The sequence below is a fragment of the Bacillus ectoiniformans genome (genome assembly GCF_016908875.1).
Taxonomy (GTDB): domain Bacteria; phylum Bacillota; class Bacilli; order Bacillales; family Domibacillaceae; genus Bacillus_BX; species Bacillus_BX ectoiniformans.
The window spans coordinates 1-21,561 of sequence record NZ_JAFBES010000012.1 but is presented as its reverse complement, the minus strand read 5'-3'; the positions used below and the strand labels follow the sequence as shown (position 1 = coordinate 21,561).

Below are 21,561 nucleotides of genomic sequence, written 5' to 3'. Positions count from 1 at the left end.
GCTATTTCTATTTCTATTACCATAAAGGCGGCTTAACGACCATAAACCAAAGCATGGCCATAAGCAGGATCAGATATGTCCAAATCGAACGCTTAAGTTTAGCTGCTACTTCTTCTTTATTTACGCCAGATTCCTGCAGTTTTCTAAGCTTAGGAGAAAAGGCGCGCGCTAAAAAGAATAATGAAGCAAACATGATCAGAAGCGTCATGACGATCCATGGGGTTTTGAAACTCCAAGGTCCAAGGATGACGAGCAGTACGCCAGTTGTTACTAGAATATGTCCGGCATGCTTAGATAATCGGACGACGAGCCAAAAAGGGTCAAGGTATGCGTTCAATTCAGCCGCTTGTGCGACCCGCAGTTTTTTGACCATTGGCAGCAATATAAAGAAAGGACCGATTGATGCGACCACGCTTAAAACGTGAATATAGATTAGTATGCGATAAAATAGATCCATGCGGTCTAGTAATTACTCGCTGATTGGGCTAAATTCATGGACCCAAACCCGCATTTGTGGAAGCCAAGGCATACCTGGGTGATAGGCTAAAATAGATTGCTTATACTCTTCTACTGTTTCGAAACCTTCCGTTTGAGCATGCTCGTCCGTTAGTTCGCCTAGAGATTGAGAATACACACGATCTACGATAAACTTTTTATCCTCAAGTATCATTACTTCTCCTACATCCGCATAACGGCCATTGCGGCGAGTTGCCGTTTTCTTCCCTTGAAGTACTTTTTCCACATCTTCTGGCATTGTGACAAGACGTTCGATTGTGCATGTTTTTGGCGGTAAAGCTTGGTGATTTTCTTGGTTAGACATAATAAAACTCCTTTTTTACTATAGTGTCAGTGTTAATGTACCATATTTATGTGGTAAGAGGAAAAAATTATTATATAAACAGTGAGGTCAGAGGTGAATTTTAGGGGGAATCATGGCATGTTGGTTCTAACGGCGGCTTTTGAATTTCTATCGGCGGTATTGGAGAATCTATCAGCGGCTTTGAAGGTTCTATCGGCGGTAGCCCAAAAATCTATCAGATCATGACGATGGTCAACATGCAGCAGCCGCGATTCCTCAAGTCGCGGCTGCTGTATGTTTTCTAGATTAACTGTGGAACCATATTACGCTGAAAGAGCTCCTCTATCTGACTTTTAGGCAGGGGCTTGCTAAAGATGTACCCTTGCAGCTGGTCGCAATGTATACTTTGCAGCTTTGCTTGCTGGCTGGCCATTTCGACTCCTTCAGCAACAACGGTCATGCCAAAGCTATGCGCCACTTCTATCAGTGCTTTAACAAGGGTCACATCCTTCTCGTCTTGGTCGATCTCATTAATAAAAGCACGATCGATTTTAAGAATATCAACAGGCAATTTCTTTAGATAATTGAGGGAAGAATACCCAGTACCGAAATCATCTAGTGCAAGTTCAATGCCTAGTTGTTTCAGCTGCTGCAGGCGCTCCATCACTAAGCTGGGCTGACACATAGCGACAGTTTCTGTGATCTCAAGCTTTAAACAGCTTGGCTGCAGCCCGCTTATTCTTAAATTTTCTTTAATCGTGTCCAGCAGGTTTTCATGCAAGAATTGCCTCATAGAAATATTGACGGACATACTAACCGGTCTAAAGCCAGCTTTCTGCCAGGAGACGGCATCTAAGCAAGCCGTTTGCAGTACCCATTCTCCGATTTCAATAATCAGCCCTGTTTCTTCTGCTATAGATATAAATTTGTCAGGGGAGACAAACCCCAGCTTTGGATGATTCCAGCGTATAAGAGCTTCCACTCCGCAAATTTCCTCTGTCACTAAATCAATTTGAGGCTGGTAATAGAGCTGCAGCTGATTTCGTACAATAGCATGTCTCAATTCATTTTCTATTTCCACCTTAGAAAGCACTTGCTGTTTAATCGTCTCATTATAAAACTGGTAATTGTTTTTGCCGTTGTTTTTAGCTGAGTACATCGCCATATCCGCATTTTTCAGCAGCGTTTGGCTATCGGTTCCGTCAATCGGGTACTGACTGATGCCGATGCTTGCCGTCAGGTGGTAGTCGTTGCCTCGTACATTATAAGGTTCAGCTAGCTTTTGGACCATGGTTTGAGCCGTTTGCTCTACAAGAAGAGTTTCTTCTATTTGAGGAATCAGCACAATAAATTCATCCCCGCCAATTCTAGATATAATAAAGTTCTCCTTGCAAACCGCTTTTAAGCGTGAAGATACTTCGATGAGCAAAGAGTCTCCTGCTTGATGTCCTAAAGAATCATTGATGGTTTTGAAACGGTCTAGATCGATAAAAAATAACGCCATTCTAGTGTTGGGATCAGCTGACTTGGCCAGTTTTTGGAAGGTCTTAATAAAGTAAGAACGAGTAAAGGTATGAGTCAGCGGATCATAATGAGCAAGGTATTCTAAATTATTATGGGCAGCTTGCACTTCAGAGAACATTCTATGTAACCTGTTTTCCATTTGCATAAAGTTATGAATAATATTGCTTATTTCAGAGATCGTAAGCTTTGGCCAGCGGATTCTTTCATTCTTTTTAATTTTATCTGGCAGATTATTCGTAAGCTGAATCACTGTTATTAAAGAGTGCTGAACCCAGCGGCTAAGTAAATAAGAAACGAGTAATGCTAATAAAGCTGCACCTAAGGCTAAGCCCAATAATTTAATATACTTTTCATATAACGCTTGTTTATAGACGTTGACCGGCATTTGAACATGGATATTCCAAGGCATCTCTTTGCTGATTTGTGAAGTCAGGCTATAAGATGTATTTATCCACTGCTCAAAGGAAGAATAGACTTCTTTTTCAGATGATAGCTGGTGAAGCTTAATGCTGTCAGAGTCTTTAATCGGACGGGTAATATTTTGATTCCTGTCATTTGAAATAATGACTTTATCCTGCCGGTCTGTGATCGTCACTTTCATCTCTTCTTTTGCCGCTTCTTGGACTAATGATAAAAACGAGACAGGTTTCAAAACGCCTGTGACATATCCTATATTTCGCTGATCTTTCTCAATAGGTACAGTTAACATGACGACAGGCTCTATAACGGGTACACTCCGCGTAACAAGATCAGATAGATATGGTTTTCGATCTTTTTTCGTGGGAGGGTATTGCCGATCAGATTCAATTCTAAAGTATTTCAGTGCATAGCGTGCATGTTTGGCTATCACGCGACCTTCTTCATCCATTGCATACAGCACTTTAAAAGCAGGGAGGGTATGCTGGATTGTAGCAAACTCTTTTTGAACAGCAGACCCTGAATACTCATCTGCATATTTTAGCTGGTTAGCGGTACCGCCTAAAGATGTGACATGGCGGTGGTAAAAGTTATTGAGCTGAATGGTTAGGGAGTGAGAGGTATCAGACATTTTTGTTTCAATATCTGATTTCACCGACTCAACTTCCTCGCGTCCTATATAAATTAAAAAAGTAACTAAAGGAATGAGAAAAAACAAAGAAAATAAATTAAATAGAATTTGCTGCAAAGAAGCTTGCCGGTTACCCGGATTTTTTGAAAATGAATCAAACAATACAAGTATAAGGTTGGCTAATAAAACATTCACCAGCATATTCACCGATTGTTTTAACATGATCAGAATAGAATTTGCCTCGTCTAACCCAATAAATAGCAGGCTGAAAAGGAGAGAGGAGGGCATGGCGATAAAAAATAAAAAAATGACATCCGCTACTATTACATCTCTCTTTACTCTATGATAATAAGAACCAACAAACCATGCTTCTAAGATTAAGGTGATCAAACCATATGGATTGTCCCATAAGAATATGGTGTAAGCTCCTGAAATAGCTGCTGCAACAACGGCTGGGAATGTTCCATAGTAGCTAATAATAAGAAAAATAAAAATAGAACTGAATAAAAAATGAACCCCCAAAAACAGCTCGATAGAAAAATAGTTTCCCATTGTTGATAACGCTGTAAGGAGTATAAATCCTAAAGCTTGACGGACTGATGGGACTTGCTTGTTCATAAGTGGCCTCCTGGCTATCAAGGTGATCCATATCGGATTCATCGTTCTTTTTTACAAAAAACACTAAAATAAGACAAAAAACCTGTGACAAATTGATTATAAGCGTTTTTATCTCCTTTAAATGTTAATTTATTATTAAGATCTTTTTCGCAAATGATGTAAGTAAGAATGGAGCAGTGTTTATGAATATTTATAAATACATAAGTCTGACAGGGCGTTTCTCCCGGCGTGAGGCGAAAAGGCTGATTGAGGCCGGGCGAGTTACTGTCAATGGAGAGGTGTGGGAATCGGGACAACTTATTCAATCAGATGATGAGGTGTTAGTGGATGGGAAAAGCCTTGAGAACCTAAGAGAGCTCGTTTATCTAGCTTTTAATAAGCCTGCAGGAATTACCACTACGGCTGCTAAGCATGTAGAGGGCAATATCATTGAATATGTTAATTATTCAGAGCGGATTTTTCCTGTTGGGCGCTTAGACAAAGAGACAGAAGGACTGATTCTTCTGACGAATGACGGAGATCTGGCTAATCGGATCAGTCATTCGGAAAATGGCCATGAAAAAGAATATACAGTTACAGTAGATAAACCTTTTACTAATGAATTTATTCGCAGGATGTCAGAAGGTGTGCAGCTGCCTAAAGCAGTTACCAAGCCTTGTGTGGTCGAGCCTATTAGTGATTGTGTATTTCGGATTACATTGACTCAAGGGCTCAATCGGCAAATAAGAAGGATGTGCCGAGCGTTTGGATATACAGTAACTAAACTAGAGCGGATCCGAATTATGAATATCTATTTAAGCGGGCTTCAAAGGGGGAGCTATCGGGAGCTGACTGTTCAAGAACTGGAGGAGCTTAAGCGGAGCTTGTACCAAAACTAAACCGCCTAGAGAGAATATTCACTTGGCGGTTTAAAAGATATTAAATGAAAGGCTGGATAACTTCCAGAAAACGCTCTGCGTCTACGGGAGGACTGTGTAAATATCCTTGGATCTCATCACAATTATGTTCTTTCAAGAAATCCAATTGCTCTTCGGTTTCAACGCCTTCTGCAATGACTCTCTTCTTTAAAGTATGCCCCATCGCAATAATGGTGGTGACAATATCTCTGTCATTGGCATCTGTTGAAATGTCTTTGACAAATGACTGATCTATTTTTAAGCGGTCGATCGGGAACTTCTTTAAATAGTTTAATGAACTATAGCCCGTTCCGAAATCGTCAATCGCAATTTTTACTCCTAGCTTCTTTAAATCCGCGAGCACAACTAAGGCTGTTTCAACGTGCATCGTCATCGATTCCGTGATTTCTAATTCCAGATATTTAGGGTCTAAACCGGTTTCTGTTAAAATCGCGCTAATTTTCTCCACAAGATCGGTTTGGTAGAACTGTCTGATCGATAGGTTAACGGATATCACAAAAGGAGGAATTCCATTATCTTGCCAAGCTTTGTTTTGGCGGCAAGCCGTTCGAATCACCCATTCTCCAATTGGAACAATCAATCCGCTTTCTTCTGCCAACGGAATAAACTTGGCCGGGGAAATCATGCCTAATTCCGAGCTTTTCCAGCGTATTAGTGCTTCTGCTCCGCATAAAACCTGCTTTTTCGTTTCTATTTGCGGCTGAAAATGCAACACGAATTCTTCCCGTTCTAATGCCTTGCGTAAAAGCATTTCCGTTTCGAATTTTTCATCAGAGAGATTATCTATTTCAGTTCGGTAAAACTGAAAATTATTTTTGCCTTGGCGTTTGGCATGGTACATCGCATTGTCTGCCCGTTTAATCAGGGTGTTGGCATCACGCGCCTGTGAAGGGAAAAGGCTGATTCCAATACTTGGCGTGACGACCACTTCATGTCCGTCTAAATCGTAAGGGGCAGATAAGAGATCAATAATTTGCTGAGCTATTACACTCGTTAGTTCTTCGGTTGTATTTTCTAGAAGGATGATAAATTCGTCCCCTCCCTGGCGAAAAAGCGTCCCTTGTTCTTCTATACAGCCGACCAGACGCTTCGATACTTTTTGCAATAGCAAATCCCCTGTATTGTGTCCTAATGAATCATTGATTAACTTAAACCGGTCCAAATCTAAGAAGAGCAAAGCAACTTCTTTTTTCTGCTTTTTAGCTTGTTCTAACGCAGAGTCTATATATTTTTGAAAAAGGCGGCGGTTTGGCAGGTCGGTCAAGTGATCATGGTAAGCCTGATGATGAATCAGTTCTTCTTTTTTATTATTTTGAATGGCTAAATTGGTTAAGTACGTAGCATGTGCAATGATATGAAAGTCATGTGCGTCAGGTGAGCGCCGTTCCCTATAGTACATGCCGAATGTGCCTTCGACGTTTTGATCATGATCGAGAATAGGGAAAGACCAGCATGACTTTAAGCTATAGAGTGCCGCTGCTTCTTTGTAATCTGCCCATAGCGGATCGGTTTCAATGTCACTTACAATCACTGTCTCTTTAAAGAAAGCGGCTGTTCCGCATGAACCAACCGAGGGGCCAATGGATATTCCATCGATAAGTTCATTATATTCTCTAGGCAAGCTGGGAGCGGAACCATACATCAGTTTCGTTTTTTCTTTATCTGTTAAAAGAATCGAACAAAGGCCGCCGCTCGATAGATTTTCAATCAAAGAAACAATTTGATCGAGTGTCGTTTGTAAAGGTGTGCCTCTCGCAATCATTTCGAGAATCTTGTTTTGACCGTCAAGCAGCTCTTTCGCTTTTATCTTTTCAGAAATATCCTTTAATATGCAGTACACACCTACAATTTGATTATTGGTATAGATCGGTATGTTGGTCACTTCAAGGTAAATTTTTTTGCTATTCTTTTCTACATAAGATGTATAACTTTTCGACTCTCCTTGAGCGGCAAGCTGAAAGTATTTCTCTATTTTCTCCAGCTCATCTGGAGGCGCAAATTTAGAATAATGGCTGTAAACCAATTCTTCTTCTAATCGTTCTAGCAGTTTCTCGCACATGGGATTAGCCCGGACGAAATTTCCGTTTAGATCTAATGAAAAGACACAATCGGGATTATGGTTAAAAAGAGATCGGAAACGTTCTTTGCTTTCTAGCAACCGCCTTTGTGTATCTTTTTGAATCGTAATGTCTCTCGCAATCCCAATAATTCCGATAATTTCATTGTCTAATATAATTGGAACAGCTGTAATGTTTAACTCCATTAAGCGATTGTTTTTAATTAACACAGCAAGTTCTAATACTTGTGTATGTCTTTGCAGCACTAAATTAAAATGATGTTTGGCCTTATCTAAATCTTTCGGATCAATTAGTGTTTCATAAGATACCCCGATGATATCCTTCTTGTAGAACAGTAATTTCTTTTCTCCAGCTGGATTGAGGTCGATAAAAGCACCTTTTGCATCAAGGGAAAAGATAATGTCAGGGTTAAATTGAAATAGAGAATCGAATTGCTTCCTGCTCTTTTTTAGGTTGGCTTCAATTTCTTTTCTGCGCCGGATATCCCTGGCGATTGATAACACGACAGTCCTGCTTGGATCTAGGGAGAGAATTCTGCTGCTGACTTCTACAGGAATTTTGATCCCCGATTTCGTGACATGAATGGATTCTACTGTCACGGAATGATGATTAAAAATATCTTCTGCTTCATCAGGCATTTGAGAGGCGCAACTTGGATCAATAATATCTAAAGGAGTGAGTGTTAAGAGCTCTTCGCGGCTATATTCAAGCATTTGACAAGCAGCTTCGTTAACCTCCACAAAGTTGCCGATATTTTTATTCTCATCAATTGCGGTTACATAGATCGCGTCACTAAAACGCCGCACTAATTTTTGGTAATCATGATCTAACAATTCATTTATTGGGAGGTTATTCTTAAAAGATTCATGCTTCTGTTTATCTGATTCAAATGACATGTGAGGAACCTACCTTTCAGTACATCTAAATACCTATTAAATGTAGAATGATTCTAAAAATCGTAAGAAGGGTCTTGATATATTGGTATGCTTATATGTTAGTTGGTATAATTCTTAGGAAAGATAAGGTTAATAATAGGTCGATAGTGTTAATTATATAATAAAATGAGGTGAAGCGTATGTACCTTTCTATAAAAGAAACAGCAGAATATTTATCGATGCCAGCGTCCCATATCGAAAAACTTATACAGCAAAAAAAGATCCGAGCCATGTTTGATGGGGAACAATACTTAATTAACAAAGAGCAATTTAATGAGCACTTCAAGCAATTGGAGAAATATAATGCGTTGAAGGAAGAATATATGAATGAGCCGATTCCCGAAGATTGGGATGCGAAGGATGAAGATTGAGAGATTTCTGTGTGCAGCTTAGATCAGGGGGCGGAATTTGGGAAATCGCCGATAGAAAGTGAAAAGCCGCTGATAGGATCTTCAAAGCCGCCGATAGAATCCAAAAAGCCGCTGATATCCAACAATCAGCAGCCTCATTCGAACAAAAAAGAAGCGAGAATCCCAATCTCGCTTCTTTTTCCTCATTAGGACGGCTGGAAACCAATAAATGTGGCTTTTTCGTCCACTCCAACCGTATCTTTCGTAGGAAATGTGAGAACAGAGCTAATATACTCCCATCTGATTAGTAGATGAACGGCACATGTTTCTTCTTTTTGCTCTTCAGAAGGGATGGGGTCACCATCTTGATTAACAATTTCTGTCCGTTTCAGACAAGGATTTTCCACCCAGATGCCCATACCTTCTGTAGCGACCAGCTTGACCATATACCAGTCATCAGGTCGGTGAATCCCGGTCACATCACCAGTTAGTTCTTCCGGGAAATTTCTTAACTTAATTTGAATTTGCTGATTAATAAAGTCATCTAAATACATGCGGATTCCTCCCATTCTGTTAGAACGTGTTTACTTATCCTTTACCCGTTTCGGCAGCTAAAATCTTTCGATACGAAGAAAATTTCTAATGAACGGTGAAAAGGAGCCTTGCTTTTGTTCTAGGAGTACATCCTGTTATAATGCAGTAAAGTAATGGAGCGGAAGGAGAGTAAGCGTGATCATTTCTTCACAATCATATGTAAGGGTTCATAGAGAAGTAAAAGACGAACAACAGCATTATATAGAAATAATAGAAGAATTAATGCTATATCGAGATAAAATAATAACGGGGTCGCATCAGTTTTTTTTGAAGGATGTTCTAGATATGTCGTATAAGCCATTATCTCAAAACGGCGGTTTTCTCTATCTGCATACCATCCAAGGAGTTTTTTCCTACAACGTGAAATTCGCTCCTGATGACTTTATCGAACAGTACAAAATGTTGAGATAGCGATCCTGTATTTTGCAAAATAAATAAATATCCCGATTATTTAATCGGGACGTTGATCCATTGCATCTGTCGGGTCTTAGTAAAGAAAGCTTTATATAGAAATAATAATTCGCCTTTATGTAAGCGAATGTTTGGCTAAAAGAGGACGGTGCTGATAATAAAGTTCTGCATCAGGACTGCTGCCGTTTACAACCAGCTCGGCAATGATTTTTGCGAGAATCATGCTATACACGGTTCCGTTATCACCGAAGCCAAATAAGAAATGTGTATTTGGATATTCATCATATTCCCCAATGATGGGAAGTCCATCGACCGTTCCTCCATAAAAAGCAGCGGAGTAATACTCTGCTTGTACCTGAATGGACGGAAACAGCTTTTGAAAGTCATGAATCAGCTGTTCTTTCTTGTGCATCAGCTTGCTGTCACGCTCTTCAGCATAAAACGTATCTTCATCAAGTCCACCAATAATAATTCGCTGATCGGCTGTCGTTCTTGCAAACAAATAAGGGCGGGCAGTTTCCCAGATAAGTGTCTGATTATGCCATGCAGACAAATCGGAAACAGGATTGGTGACTACTGAATACGTACTGACAAAAGAGGCTTTTTTCTCTTTTTTAAATTCCATTCCTTCATAACCAGCGGCGATAATGACTTTCTTCGCTTTAATCGTGTGGCCAGTCTTCGTTCGAATAGTGGCTCCGCCATTCTCGAATTTTTTTCCGTTTACTTCTGTCTGTTCAAAAATCTTCACACCTTTTTCCGCTGCGCAAGCAAATAAGGTGTGAGCAAATTTAAATGGATTTAATTCTGCGTCATTATACGAGTAAATGGCAGCAGGCTTTTTAAAAGGGTACTTCTTTCCGATTTCTTCTTCACTTAGAAAATCGAGCGGGAATTGATGAGCTTTCAAAAATAAATACTCTTCTTCAAGCTTTTGAACATCCTCAGGACAACTGGCAAAATATAAGGTGTCCCGTCGCTTAAAATCTGCATCAATTCCACCGGATTGGGACGCTTGCTCGATCTCATCAATGGCCTGTTTACATAACTGCAAGTGCCTGCTGATATATTCTTCTCCAAATGTGTGCACCAAATTAATAAATAGCTTTTCGCCCATATATTGAATGAGAGCGGTATTGGTGCTCGTGGTTCCACAGCCGACTTTTTCTTTTTCTACGACAATGACGTTCAGCCCTTTATCAGCAAGGTAATAAGCACATTGGGCCCCCGAACCTCCGCCGCCAATGATTAGTACATCGCAGTCCTCATCTGAATTTAATGAAGGATAAGATGGGGGAGAAGAGAACGTAGTAGGCCAGTAATATTCACCTGTTTGTAAATTCATGCAGTCGGACTCCTTTAAACTATTTTTATTCGAATAGTATAGCCATTTAAGCAATGATGATTCATGCGTAAAGGGAAGAAGAAAACGCAGAAAAAATCAAAAAATAAGTTGACAGAAATTTTTAATTTTTTTATATTATTAGTAACGGTTCACAAAAAATTTACTTTCAAAAAGAGTCTCCTCTTTTTGAGTCCGGTAAAATACGTGATCGGTTGCAGAAACTTTAATGAAGACTGCTAATTCTGTTTAACTTTCGAGGAATCGAAGTATATTCGCAGATAAAGCCAGTAATATTCCCGTCATACAAGGGATATTGCTGGCTTTTTTTAACCAGTTTTTCTTAATTAAAGGAATAAAACTTTAATGGGAGGAAAAACAAATGTGCAAATTGGCGTCTGGTTGTAAAAATTGCGGGGGATGCAAGAATTCCGGTAAAGTAATTAAACAGCAGAAGAAGTAAACGAAGAACACGAAGACGAAGACAGGGGAAAGCCGGTTCCTTTTATGGCTGAGAGGAACCGGCTGTTCTTGTAATTAGGTTGTGTATTCCCCATTAATTTTAACGTAGTCATAGGAAAGGTCGCAGCCCCAGACAGTCACTTGTTCACTGCCTGAGCCGAGAGAAATATTGATTTGGATTTCTTTTTCTATTAGATAATTTTGTAAAGCATCTTGGTTAGTAAGGATTGGGGCACTGTTGGCATAGACGCATATATTGCCAAACGAGATGGTCGCGGCTTCCGTATCAATAGGCGTTTCGCAATTGCCGATCGTTGAAATGATTCTCCCCCAGTTCGGGTCCTGGCCGAATATAGCTGTCTTCACAAGCGGAGAATTAACAATGGCTTTAGCAATGCTTTTTGCCGTCGTAAAATCATCTGCTCCTTCTACATTGACTTCCACAAGTTTGGTTGCTCCTTCACCATCTCTGGCAATCTCTTTTGCGAGTTCAATACTCATGGCTTGCAGAGCATGGCTGAATTCTTCTAGGTTTGGTTCTCCAGCTAATCCATTAGCCATAATAGCTACCGTATCACTTGTGCTCGTATCACCATCGACACTAATCATATTGAATGACTGGTTTACGGCTGTTTTTAAAAGCTCATTCAACGTGTCTGAGTCTATTTTGGCATCCGTGACAAAGTAGCAAAGCATGGTAGCCATATTCGGTTCAATCATCCCGGAACCTTTGGCAATTCCAGTTAAAGTCACATCTCCGACTTTGTAAGATCTGATTTTTGGATATGTGTCAGTCGTCATAATCGCTTTAGCTGACTGGTCAAGGCCGCCTTCCTGCAGCTCATTATTAATGCCTGGAATTCCTTTTAAGATTTTATCAATGGGCAATGGCACGCCAATGATGCCTGTAGATGAGGGTAAGATATCCTCAGCTGAAATAGATAGTTCGGCTGCTGCGGCTTCCGTAATTTTATATACATCTGCAATTCCTTTTTCCCCTGTAGCCACATTGGCATTCTTACTGTTGATGACAAAGGCCTGCAAGTGCCCGTCCGCTATATTTTTTCTCCCTACAGTAATAGGTGCGCCGCAGAATTGATTTTTTGTAAACATAGCGGCTGCCGCTGAACGTACAGATGAGGTGATCACGGTAAAATCTAGCGTGTCATCTTTAATGCCAACATTCTTTGAGCACGAATAGAAGCCTTTCGGAAATAACTCTGTGTGATTCATTTGAAACCCTCCCGTATCAAGCTGGTAATTGTTTTATTTATACAATGATTCATGGAAACGGTCAAGGGTAGTATGAATATTTATTCAAATTATTGATTAATTATTTAATAAATGATTGATCTCGATCGGTATTTCATTTAAAATACTATCTATAAAACTGACTGAAAAGGTGAGATCAACATGGTGATTAAAGATCAAAAGATCACGATTCAAAAAGCAAGAGTCCGTGATGTCGAAGAAATATATGAGTTGATTAAAATGTATGCAGAGCAAGGGCTGCTGCTTCCTCGTACACGTGAATCTTTATTTGAAAATCTTCAGGCGATCTCCGTAGCAGTCGTGGATGGTCAAGTAGTTGGGGCAGCCAGTTTGCATATATTGGCCAAGCAATTAGCAGAAATTCGTTCACTTGTTGTAAGAGAGGATGCGAAAGGCTGTGGAGTGGGAAAAATGCTTGTTCAGCAAATAGTAGAGGAAACCAAAAGAATGGAAGTAGAAAAGCTGATTTCATTAACGTATCAAGTTCCATTTTTTGAAAAATGCGGCTTCCGAGTGATAGAAAAAGTAGATATGCCGCAAAAAGTTTGGAAGGATTGTCTCCATTGTCCTAAGTTTCCTAACTGTGACGAAATAGCTATGGCCATTACCTTTTAATTAAATCTAAAGTGTTTTCAGAAAATTGTTGACAAATAAATAAATCCGTTGCTATATTAATTATCATAATCATGAGACAGTCGTTATAAACTGTTGAAAAGAGAGCTTTATAGCTAAAATTAGTAACTGTCAAATCTAATTGACTCTGCCCGAAAAGCGAGCAATCCTTAGATTTTGAGCCAGTTATATTGACGCGGGATAAATGTATCCTTTTATGGTTACTCGTCAATGTAGCTGGCTTTTTACTATGTTTTTTTAGCCAGAAAATAACGGATCAGGGGGAAATGAAAATGATAAATGGGGATGCAACAACAGTTGATAAAGCAACGGAATTACAGAAACGAAGAGAAAAAGCCGTTCCTAGAGGGCCTTACAATGTCACTCAAATTTACGTTGAGTCAGCAGAAGGTGCGCTAATTAAAGATGTAAATGGAAAAGAATACATTGATTTTGCTGGTGGAATTGGCATTCAAAATATCGGTCACAACCATCCTAAAGTAGTAGAAGCGATTCAAAATCAAGTATCAAAGTTTATCCATACATGTTTTCATGTAGCACCTTACGAAAGCTATATTGAGCTAGCGGAAAAATTAAATGCGCTTACACCAGGAAACTTTGAGAAGAAAACGATGTTTGTAAACAGCGGTTCTGAAGCAGTGGAAAACGCTATCAAAATTGCTCGTAAATATACAGGGAAACCTGGTGTTGTTTCCTTTGACCGCGGATACCATGGACGTACTTTATTAACATTAAGCTTAACTAGCAAGGTAGTTCCTTATAAGAAAGGCTTTGGTCCATTTGCAACTGACACGTACCGTATGCCTTATCCATACTATTACCGTTCTGAAGACAGCCTGACGAACGACCAGGTGGATGATCAAATTCTTGAGAAATTCAAAGATTTCTTCTTATCTGAAGCATCACCGGAAGATATTGGTGCAGTTATCATTGAGCCGGTACAAGGTGAAGGCGGTTTCGTCGTTCCTTCCGCACGATTTGTACAAGGGCTTAAAAAGATCTGTGAAGAAAACAATATCTTGTTTATTGCTGATGAAATTCAGACAGGCTTCTGCCGTACGGGCAAGATGTTTGCGATTGAACACTTCGGTGTTGAGCCGGATTTAATGACAATGTCTAAATCTTTAGCAGCCGGTATGCCTCTAAGTGCTGTAACAGGAAGAGCGGAAGTCATGAATGCGCCTGATATTGGCCAGCTTGGCGGAACGTTTGCAGGAAGTCCAGTATCTTGCGCAGCGAGTCTTGCCGTGCTTGATGTCATTGAAGAAGAGAAGTTAGTAGAAAGAAGCGCGTGGCTTGGGGAAAAAATTCAAGCGAAATTCAATGAATTTCAGCAGAAATTTAAAGAAGTGGGAGAAGTTCGCGGCTTAGGTCCAATGTGTGCGTTTGAATTAGTGAAAGACCGTGAAACAAAAACGCCTGATAAAGAATTGACTGCAGCAATCGTTCAAGAATCCTGGAAACAAGGCTTAATTTCTCTAAGTGCTGGCATTTACGGAAATGTACTTAGATTCTTGCCGCCAGTTACGATTACGGAAGAGCAGTTAGAAAAAGGATTCTCTATTTTAGAACAAGTCATTGCACAAGAAATCGCGAAGAAGCAAGGCTAAGGCAGAAGGGGGTACATTTGTGAGTCATTATCTTAACTATGTTGGCGGGGAATGGGTGGCAGCAACATCCGGTACGAAACACGAACACTTTAATCCTGCTAATCCATCGGTGTGTGTTGGCACAACAGAAAATTCAACTTCAGAAGATGTAGATCAAGCGATTATAGAGGCAAAGCAAGCTTTTGTGAATTGGAAAGAAATGTCTCCGGTTGCGCGCGGAGAAATCTTGCGGAAAGCTGCAGACCTATTAGAGCAAGATGTTCAAGACATTGCTGAAATGGCAACGAAAGAAATGGGGAAACGGCTAGTTGAAACGAAAGGAGAGGTTCTTCGGGGTGCGATGATCCTGCGTTATTATGCTCAGGAAGGCATGAGGAAAATGGGTGAACTGCTTCCTTCAATGAACCCGCAGAATACGCTTTATTCTATGAGAGTGCCACTTGGCGTTGTGTCATGTATTACTCCTTGGAACTTCCCAGTGGCCATTCCGATTTGGAAGATGGCACCGGCTCTGATTTATGGGAACACAGTTGTATGGAAGCCGGCTCAGGAAACAGGATTGACGGCTGCGAAGATTGCGGAAGTCTTCGAGAAAGCTGGATTGCCTAAAGGTGTGCTAAATCTAGTTAACGGTAGCGGCAGCACAGTAGGGAATGCTCTTGTTGAGCATAAAGACGTATCAGCGATTACGTTTACTGGGTCGAATCAAGTCGGCCGGCTGATTGCTTCAAAAGCGGTAGCGACAAATAAAAAGTTTCAATTGGAACTGGGCGGCAAAAATCCAGTCGTTGTCCTTGAAGATGCTGATCTGGATTTAGCTGCGAAATTAACTGTTGAAGGAACGATGAAACAAACGGGTCAGCGCTGTACAGCAACTAGCCGTGTGTATGTCGTAGAATCCATTTACGAACAGTTTAAAGAAAAGCTGGTTGAGAAAGTAAAAGAGATTAAAACCGGTGATGGCATGCAGGAAGACGTGACGATGGGACCTGTGGCTTCAAGTAAGCAGTTCGATACCGTCACTTCTTATATTGCTAAAGGGACAGAAGAAGGAGCCAATATTCTTTATGGCGGCAAGGCGTTAAAAGGAGAAGAATATTCTGGTGGATATTTCATCGAGCCTACCATTTTTGAGAATGTAACCAATGAAATGACAATTGCGAAAGAGGAGATCTTTGGTCCTGTGCTTGCAGTCATTAAGGTAGCTGATTATCAAGAGGCTTTAGATCAAGCGAATGACACGATGTATGGTTTGAGTGCTTCCTTGTTTACTTCCAATCTAGATAAAGCCTTCCACTTCATTAAAAACAGTGAAGCAGGCATGGTTCAGATCAATGGAGAGACAGGCGGAGCAGAACCGCAGGCTCCATTTGGGGGAATGAAGGAATCAAGTTCCGGAACGCGTGAACAAGGCCAGGCAGCGGTGGAATTCTTTACAGCTTATAAAACCGTTGCTATTACATCATTTCTTTAATCGTTTTATAGTTGGGGGACTATGGGGGTTAACGATAGTACGGGTCAAACAAGAGGGGATAAGTGAAAGTGGCTGCTTTTAAGAAAGACAGCCCTTTCACTATAAATATTTCAGATAATTTAGATTTATTTGAAGAAGGGGGATGATTATTATTAAACAGGATAAGAATTTTAACAAGGTGCTTTCAAGGGTGGATATCCTATTTCTAGCTTTTGGTGCAATGATTGGCTGGGGCTGGGTAGTGTTATCTGGTACTTGGGTGCAAGAGGCAGGAACGTTAGGTGCGATCATTGCCTTCATTATTGGCGGAGTTATGGTTATGTTTGTTGGTCTCACATACGCAGAGTTAGCTTCTGCGATGCCGGAAGCTGGAGGGGCTCTCTCTTATGTATTGAGGGGCGTCGGCGGGAAAACAGCTTTTGTCGCTTCATGGGCTCTAGCACTAGGTTATATTTCAGTAGTGGCATTTGAAGCTGTTGCATTGCCAACGGTTATTGAATATATATTTCCTAACTATAAAGTAGGCTATATGTACACCGTTATGGAATACGATGTGTATCTTTCTTGGGTACTTGTCGGAGTAGTCGGTTCAATCTTTGTTACAATCATTAACTTATTAGGGGTTAAATCAGCTGCTAAGTTACAAATGATTCTGACAATTGTAATCGCTTTAATAGGTTTGATGCTTATTTTTGGAGCTTCTATTAATAGTGACTTTGCTAATGCAGATCCGTTATTTGTTGGCGGAACAGCGGGTGTTATTACTGTATTAATTATGACTCCGTTTATGTTCGTAGGCTTTGACGTTATTCCGCAAACAGCTGAAGAGATGAATGTACCAGCCAAGTCTATTGGAAAGCTTCTTATTCTTTCTGTTGGGTTTGCTATTGCATGGTATGTTGCGATCGTCTTCGCCGTTGGGGTAGCGTTAGACAAAGACACGCTAAACGCTTCTGTGTTGCCGACAGCTGATGCAATGGCAGCTGCATTTGGTTCTAAAACGTTTGCCAATGTTCTAATTCTAGGCGGGGTTGCCGGAATTATTACCAGCTGGAATGCTTTTATTATCGGCGGAAGCCGTGTGTTATACGCAATGGCTGAGAAGAAAATGATCCCAGCGTGGTTTGGTAAGCTTCATCCGAAACACCACACACCTACAAACTCTGTATTATTCATTGGGTTGCTGGCGACAGTCAGTCCATTACTAGGACGTCCGATGTTGGTTTGGTTAGTTGATGCAGGTGGATTAGCGATTGTTATGGCATATTTCCTTGTTGCAGTAGCATTTGTGCAGCTGCGTAAGAAAGAACCTAACATGGTTCGTCCGTTCCGTGCTGGTGAATCTAGCTGGATCGGCTGGGTAGCGCTTGTATTAAGCATTGGTTTCATCGCTATGTACTTCCCAGGCATGCCAGCTGCATTAGTATGGCCGTACGAATGGTTCATTTTTGCAGGCTGGTGGGTACTAGGTTTTGGATTAATGTTCATGATGAGAAAAAATTACAGCAATGGACAAATGAAATATACACCGGTAATGGAAGAACCGGAAAAGAAAATTATCAACGGCTAAATAAAAATGAAAGAGGTTCTGTCTTATATCAAATGAGACAGAACCTCTTTTTTGTATCCAATTTAACAAAGATTGGATACAATTTTAATGTAATAGCTTTAGTGTTAATGCTTGCAAAAGTTAGTTAAAACCCTGTGTTTAGAGTTATTTCTGAATTTGCAGATTATTATTGATTTTAATGAACGACTATGATAAGTTTAATATTGTATCCAATATTAAATATTTCGGATGAAAAGAGGTAACGAGATTGAGTCAGTATTCCTCTGCAGCAGATAAAGTAACGACGTTAAATTATGTAACGAAAAGTTTAAGGCAAGCGATTCTTGATGGAACATTAAAAAAAGAAGACCGATTGATCCAAGAAGAGTGGGCAACACGGTTAAACGTGAGCAGAATGCCCATAAGAGAAGCACTTAGGCAGCTGCAAATCGAAGGACTTGTCAGGATCGAACCGCATAAAGGAGCCGTCGTTACTCCTATAACAAGTGAAGATATCGAAGAGATTTATCATACCCGTTCATTGCTTGAAGGGCTGGCTGTTGAAAAGTCTTTGCCTTTCTTAACGCGCGATGACAAAGAAGAACTGAAGGACATTCTGATTAAGATGGAAACTTTGCATTTATCAGATGAAACAAATGATGAATACATTCAATTAAATAACCGTTTCCATAAAAAATTGAGAAAAGGCTGTCCGTGGACTAGAGTCCATAATATGGTTGAAAATTTAGGGGTGTCGCCGATCGCACCCAGCTTATTGGCCGATTACTATCAGCAAACTCAAAGGGAACATCGGCTCATTTATGAAGCGGTCATGCGTGGCGATGCAGCAGAACTCAGGACGGCTGTTGAATATCACATTTTACGGACAAAGAACAATTTAATTGATTATATGAACCAGTTGCAAGGGGAGAAAGAGAATGAGTAACACTAAACATTTATTGGAGGGGTTAAGATGTTTGATTTTGCAATAGTAGGCGGGGGAATTGTTGGTTTATCAACAGGAATGGCATTGTATGAAAAATATCCAAATGCAAAAGTGCTGCTAATAGAAAAGGAAGAGCGATTGGCTGAACATCAAACAGGCCATAACAGCGGAGTTATTCATTCAGGTATTTACTACAAACCAGGAAGCTTTAAAGCTCGATTCGCAAAAAAAGGAAGTCAGTCGATGACGGAATTTTGCCAAATGCATGATATAGAACATGATATTTGCGGGAAGGTGATCGTGGCAACGAAATCGGAAGAGCTGCCGCTGCTTGATCAGCTTTATAAAAGAGGGCTCGAAAATGAGCTGGCTATTCAGCATATTACAAGCGGCGAACTGAAAGAAATTGAACCGCATGTAAGAGGGTTAGCTGCGATTCGAGTACCGATGGCTGGTATTGTGAATTACCGCCAAGTCAGTGAGAAATTTGGTGACATCATTCGTTCGAAAGGCGGCGTCATCAAGCTAGGTACAAAAGTAGAGAAGATCTATGAAACGGACGATGAAGTAACGATTGAAACAGCGAAGGAAACATTTAAAGCGCGTATGGTCATTAACTGTGCCGGGCTGCATAGCGATCGTGTCGCAAAAGCGGCTGGGTATAAGACCGATATGAAAATTGTTCCTTTCCGCGGAGAATACTTTAAACTGAAGCCTGAAAAAAGACATTTGGTAAAGCATTTGATTTATCCAGTTCCAAACCCTAACTTCCCTTTCCTTGGCGTTCACTTCACGCGCATGATCGGAGGAGAAGTTGATGCAGGACCAAATGCGGTTCTGAGCTTTAAACGAGAAGGGTATAAGAAAACAGACTTTAACTTAGCTGATTTTTCTGAAGTCATGAGATATAAAGGTTTTTGGAAGCTGGCATCGAAGTATATGAAAGAAGGAATGGATGAAATGGCGCGTTCTTTCAGCAAAGCTAAATTTGTTGAAAGTCTGCAAGAATTGATTCCTGAAATTCAAGAGAGTGATCTTGTACCTGGCCCTGCAGGAGTTCGGGCTCAAGCTTTAAAAGATGATGGCGGACTTGTCGATGACTTCCATATTATATTAGGAAAACGAAGTGTGCATGTTTGTAACGCTCCATCACCGGCTGCGACGGCCTCGATTGAAATCGGCAAAGAAGTGGTCAGCCAAATTCCGGTACAGAATCATTTGCTTATGGCGACGGTATAATTGATCAGGAGAAAGCGGGGGAAAATAGATGATTAATTTAAATACGATGTTTATCGCCGGTCATGCAAGGCTTCCTCAAGGCATGGCAGCTAAAAGCGTGTTTGATACTTTAACGATTACTGCTGAAGTTGATATTAAATATGGAGTGATATTAGAAGCATCCTGTACGCTTGCGACCGACCATGGCAGAGCCTTCATTGGTCAGTTACTGAAAGGAATTAGTTTAAATGACGGGATTGATCAGCCGATTGAATATATCCAGAAATATTATCGCGGGAAAGCAACGAACGCGTTAATAGCTGCGTTGAAAGACTTGGATCTTCACTTCCATCAAATTAAAAATGAAAGAAAAAAAGAAGAATAATAAACTAAATATTTCAAAAACATTGACTAGTATAAAAGATGATGATAGAATGACAGTAGTTATTTAACATATATATTCACCTTTTGAAAAGTGCCTTTTCATAAACGTGGATAATATCATATAAACTAAGCTGTTATACAATCGAAAATAAAATTTCAATGACTGAAATATTTACTATGACTCTATTGCCGTAGAGCAGTGAAGTAAATAATAGCCAGTTATACTATGGGGTCCGTCCGTTCATAGTGTAGCTGGCTATTTTTATTGTTCGATTTCATTAACAGCCTAAACTACACACTCAGGAGGTTTTATCATGAACGCAGTTGATCAAAAGGTAATGAAATTCGTACAAAAAACACAAGCTTACGAGGTGATGCCTCACCCGCAAAGCAACCGTATGTACCATATTGAAATCAGTGCACATGTGATTGAAGAATTCTTAACTAAGCTGAAGGAAGAAGATGTTTCCGTTCAGCGTTTGGAATATACTCCTTATATGCGCCATATTATCGCTAATTATTTACAGCAATTAGTAGGAGAAGAATTCGGTGAAATCATCAGAGGAATTCTTCACGATCGTGAAACAGGCGGCTACACAGTAGGTATGAAAGGATTAACGGAAGATACAGAGGAATATGTGATGTTTGCAACAGCGATCACACACCTGATTGGCTTACCGAACTTTGATGCGATGTCTAAGAAATATTATGCTAGATTTACTGTTCAAGATACGGACAATAGTGATTCTTATTTACGCCAAGCCTACCGTTTATTCACGCTTCACACGGACGGAACATTTGTTGACGAGCCAACTGACTGGCTGTTAATGATGAAGATGAAGGAAGAAAATGCTGTTGGCGGAGAGTCTCGTTTATTGCATTTAGATGATTGGGAAGAGATGGGTAAATATTCGAATCATCCACTTGCATCTCACGAGTTTACTTATAAAGCGCCAGGAAGTAAAAACGTAGATCAAGAAGTTCAAAGAACAACATTTTTTAAAGATAATAATAAGCCTTGCATTTGTTTCATTGATCAATTCGTATACACAGAAACAATTGAAGAAGCTGAGTATTTAAAAGGTCTGTCTGATTCAATGGAAAACGATAAGAGTGTCATTGAATTGAAATTGCCTGTAGGTGACTTAGTCATGGTCAATAACCTGTTCTGGCTGCATGGCCGAGCAGCCTTCCAAAAAGATCCTAACTTAAATCGTGAATTAATGCGCTTGCGCGGCCGATTTGCGAAATAAGATTGAGTGCTTACTCAAACCGCTGCCGAGGAATTCTCCTTGGCAGCGGTTTTTTTATGGTTTTGAAAACCCCTGGCTATGCCGGGGGTTCTAAAGAGCTTCAAGCGAGGTATAAAAAAATCCTCACTTCATGGTAGGATAAAG

Annotated in this window: 17 protein-coding genes; 10 read left to right on the top strand and 7 right to left on the bottom strand. The window is 40.3% G+C overall.

The genetic code is table 11. From position 1 onward, the window contains the following. Nucleotides 1-16: 16 nt before the first annotated feature. From JOC78_RS13935 to JOC78_RS17500, 3 genes are all read right to left on the bottom strand, one after another. Nucleotides 17-457, bottom strand: a complete 441-nt coding sequence (locus tag JOC78_RS13935) for a hypothetical protein (RefSeq protein WP_204556914.1) — start codon at nt 455-457, stop codon at nt 17-19. A 12-nt stretch (nt 458-469) separates the two neighbouring features. Next, complete coding sequence (locus JOC78_RS13930; protein WP_204556912.1) at nt 470-820, bottom strand: ASCH domain-containing protein; 351 nt, start codon at nt 818-820, stop codon at nt 470-472. Nucleotides 821-1,100: 280 nt separating this feature from the next. Next, the gene (locus JOC78_RS17500) at nt 1,101-3,989 is read right to left on the bottom strand and encodes a bifunctional diguanylate cyclase/phosphodiesterase (RefSeq protein ID WP_239587180.1); all 2,889 of its coding nucleotides are present in this window, start codon (nt 3,987-3,989) and stop codon (nt 1,101-1,103) included. A gap of 182 nt (nt 3,990-4,171) precedes the next feature. Between JOC78_RS17500 and JOC78_RS13920 the strand changes: the two genes are divergently transcribed. Continuing rightward, on the top strand, nt 4,172-4,867 hold the full coding sequence (locus tag JOC78_RS13920; protein ID WP_204556910.1) for a pseudouridine synthase: 696 nt from the start codon (nt 4,172-4,174) through the stop codon (nt 4,865-4,867). 40 nt (nt 4,868-4,907) lie between these two features. On the opposite strand, the gene JOC78_RS13915 is transcribed toward JOC78_RS13920, so the two are convergent. Next, complete coding sequence (locus JOC78_RS13915; RefSeq protein ID WP_204556908.1) at nt 4,908-7,880, bottom strand: EAL domain-containing protein; 2,973 nt, start codon at nt 7,878-7,880, stop codon at nt 4,908-4,910. Nucleotides 7,881-8,059: 179 nt separating this feature from the next. On the opposite strand from JOC78_RS13915, the gene JOC78_RS13910 reads away from it, so the two are divergent. Beyond that, nucleotides 8,060-8,290, top strand: a complete 231-nt coding sequence (locus JOC78_RS13910) for an excisionase family DNA-binding protein (RefSeq protein WP_204556900.1) — start codon at nt 8,060-8,062, stop codon at nt 8,288-8,290. Nucleotides 8,291-8,475: 185 nt separating this feature from the next. Here JOC78_RS13910 and JOC78_RS13905 read toward each other — a convergent pair whose 3' ends face one another. The 3 genes from JOC78_RS13905 to argJ all read right to left on the bottom strand — a co-directional run bounded on the left by JOC78_RS13905 (nt 8,476) and on the right by argJ (nt 12,311). Next, complete coding sequence (locus JOC78_RS13905) at nt 8,476-8,823, bottom strand: hypothetical protein (protein WP_204556898.1); 348 nt, start codon at nt 8,821-8,823, stop codon at nt 8,476-8,478. 566 nt (nt 8,824-9,389) lie between these two features. Continuing rightward, entirely contained in the window at nt 9,390-10,619 is a 1,230-nt protein-coding gene (locus JOC78_RS13900) for an NAD(P)/FAD-dependent oxidoreductase (RefSeq protein ID WP_204556896.1), read from the bottom strand. A 534-nt stretch (nt 10,620-11,153) separates the two neighbouring features. After that, nucleotides 11,154-12,311, bottom strand: coding sequence for a bifunctional glutamate N-acetyltransferase/amino-acid acetyltransferase ArgJ (argJ, locus tag JOC78_RS13895; RefSeq protein ID WP_204556894.1), 1,158 nt, complete (start codon nt 12,309-12,311; stop codon nt 11,154-11,156). Nucleotides 12,312-12,491: 180 nt separating this feature from the next. Between argJ and JOC78_RS13890 the strand changes: the two genes are divergently transcribed. From JOC78_RS13890 to glaH, 8 genes are all read left to right on the top strand, one after another. Continuing rightward, nucleotides 12,492-12,965 (top strand): N-acetyltransferase, encoded by a 474-nt coding sequence (locus tag JOC78_RS13890; protein ID WP_204556892.1) that lies wholly within the window; start codon nt 12,492-12,494, stop codon nt 12,963-12,965. A gap of 290 nt (nt 12,966-13,255) precedes the next feature. Further along, complete coding sequence (gene gabT, locus JOC78_RS13885) at nt 13,256-14,593, top strand: 4-aminobutyrate--2-oxoglutarate transaminase (RefSeq protein ID WP_239587179.1); 1,338 nt, start codon at nt 13,256-13,258, stop codon at nt 14,591-14,593. Nucleotides 14,594-14,612: 19 nt separating this feature from the next. Continuing rightward, complete coding sequence (locus JOC78_RS13880; protein ID WP_204556888.1) at nt 14,613-16,067, top strand: aldehyde dehydrogenase family protein; 1,455 nt, start codon at nt 14,613-14,615, stop codon at nt 16,065-16,067. Nucleotides 16,068-16,209: 142 nt separating this feature from the next. After that, entirely contained in the window at nt 16,210-17,637 is a 1,428-nt protein-coding gene (locus JOC78_RS13875; RefSeq protein WP_204556886.1) for an APC family permease, read from the top strand. Nucleotides 17,638-17,884: 247 nt separating this feature from the next. After that, nucleotides 17,885-18,562 (top strand): GntR family transcriptional regulator, encoded by a 678-nt coding sequence (locus JOC78_RS13870; RefSeq protein ID WP_204556884.1) that lies wholly within the window; start codon nt 17,885-17,887, stop codon nt 18,560-18,562. Nucleotides 18,563-18,589: 27 nt separating this feature from the next. After that, nucleotides 18,590-19,801, top strand: a complete 1,212-nt coding sequence (gene lhgO, locus JOC78_RS13865) for an L-2-hydroxyglutarate oxidase (protein ID WP_204556882.1) — start codon at nt 18,590-18,592, stop codon at nt 19,799-19,801. A 28-nt stretch (nt 19,802-19,829) separates the two neighbouring features. Next, the gene (locus JOC78_RS13860) at nt 19,830-20,165 is read left to right on the top strand and encodes a DUF3870 domain-containing protein (protein WP_204556881.1); all 336 of its coding nucleotides are present in this window, start codon (nt 19,830-19,832) and stop codon (nt 20,163-20,165) included. A 313-nt stretch (nt 20,166-20,478) separates the two neighbouring features. Next, entirely contained in the window at nt 20,479-21,417 is a 939-nt protein-coding gene (gene glaH / locus JOC78_RS13855; RefSeq protein WP_204556880.1) for a glutarate dioxygenase GlaH, read from the top strand. Nucleotides 21,418-21,561: the final 144 nt, after the last annotated feature.

Coding starts and splice junctions, on each gene's coding strand:
- JOC78_RS17500 (WP_239587180.1), bottom strand. CDS start 3,989: ATGAACAAGCAAGTCCCATCAGTCCGTCAAGCTTTAGGATTTATACTC.
- JOC78_RS13860 (WP_204556881.1), top strand. CDS start 19,830: ATGATTAATTTAAATACGATGTTTATCGCCGGTCATGCAAGGCTTCCT.
- argJ (WP_204556894.1), bottom strand. CDS start 12,311: ATGAATCACACAGAGTTATTTCCGAAAGGCTTCTATTCGTGCTCAAAG.
- gabT (WP_239587179.1), top strand. CDS start 13,256: ATGATAAATGGGGATGCAACAACAGTTGATAAAGCAACGGAATTACAG.
- glaH (WP_204556880.1), top strand. CDS start 20,479: ATGAACGCAGTTGATCAAAAGGTAATGAAATTCGTACAAAAAACACAA.
- JOC78_RS13935 (WP_204556914.1), bottom strand. CDS start 457: ATGGATCTATTTTATCGCATACTAATCTATATTCACGTTTTAAGCGTG.
- JOC78_RS13915 (WP_204556908.1), bottom strand. CDS start 7,880: ATGTCATTTGAATCAGATAAACAGAAGCATGAATCTTTTAAGAATAAC.
- JOC78_RS13900 (WP_204556896.1), bottom strand. CDS start 10,619: ATGAATTTACAAACAGGTGAATATTACTGGCCTACTACGTTCTCTTCT.
- JOC78_RS13890 (WP_204556892.1), top strand. CDS start 12,492: ATGGTGATTAAAGATCAAAAGATCACGATTCAAAAAGCAAGAGTCCGT.
- JOC78_RS13910 (WP_204556900.1), top strand. CDS start 8,060: ATGTACCTTTCTATAAAAGAAACAGCAGAATATTTATCGATGCCAGCG.
- JOC78_RS13905 (WP_204556898.1), bottom strand. CDS start 8,823: ATGTATTTAGATGACTTTATTAATCAGCAAATTCAAATTAAGTTAAGA.
- JOC78_RS13875 (WP_204556886.1), top strand. CDS start 16,210: ATGATTATTATTAAACAGGATAAGAATTTTAACAAGGTGCTTTCAAGG.
- lhgO (WP_204556882.1), top strand. CDS start 18,590: ATGTTTGATTTTGCAATAGTAGGCGGGGGAATTGTTGGTTTATCAACA.
- JOC78_RS13920 (WP_204556910.1), top strand. CDS start 4,172: ATGAATATTTATAAATACATAAGTCTGACAGGGCGTTTCTCCCGGCGT.
- JOC78_RS13930 (WP_204556912.1), bottom strand. CDS start 820: ATGTCTAACCAAGAAAATCACCAAGCTTTACCGCCAAAAACATGCACA.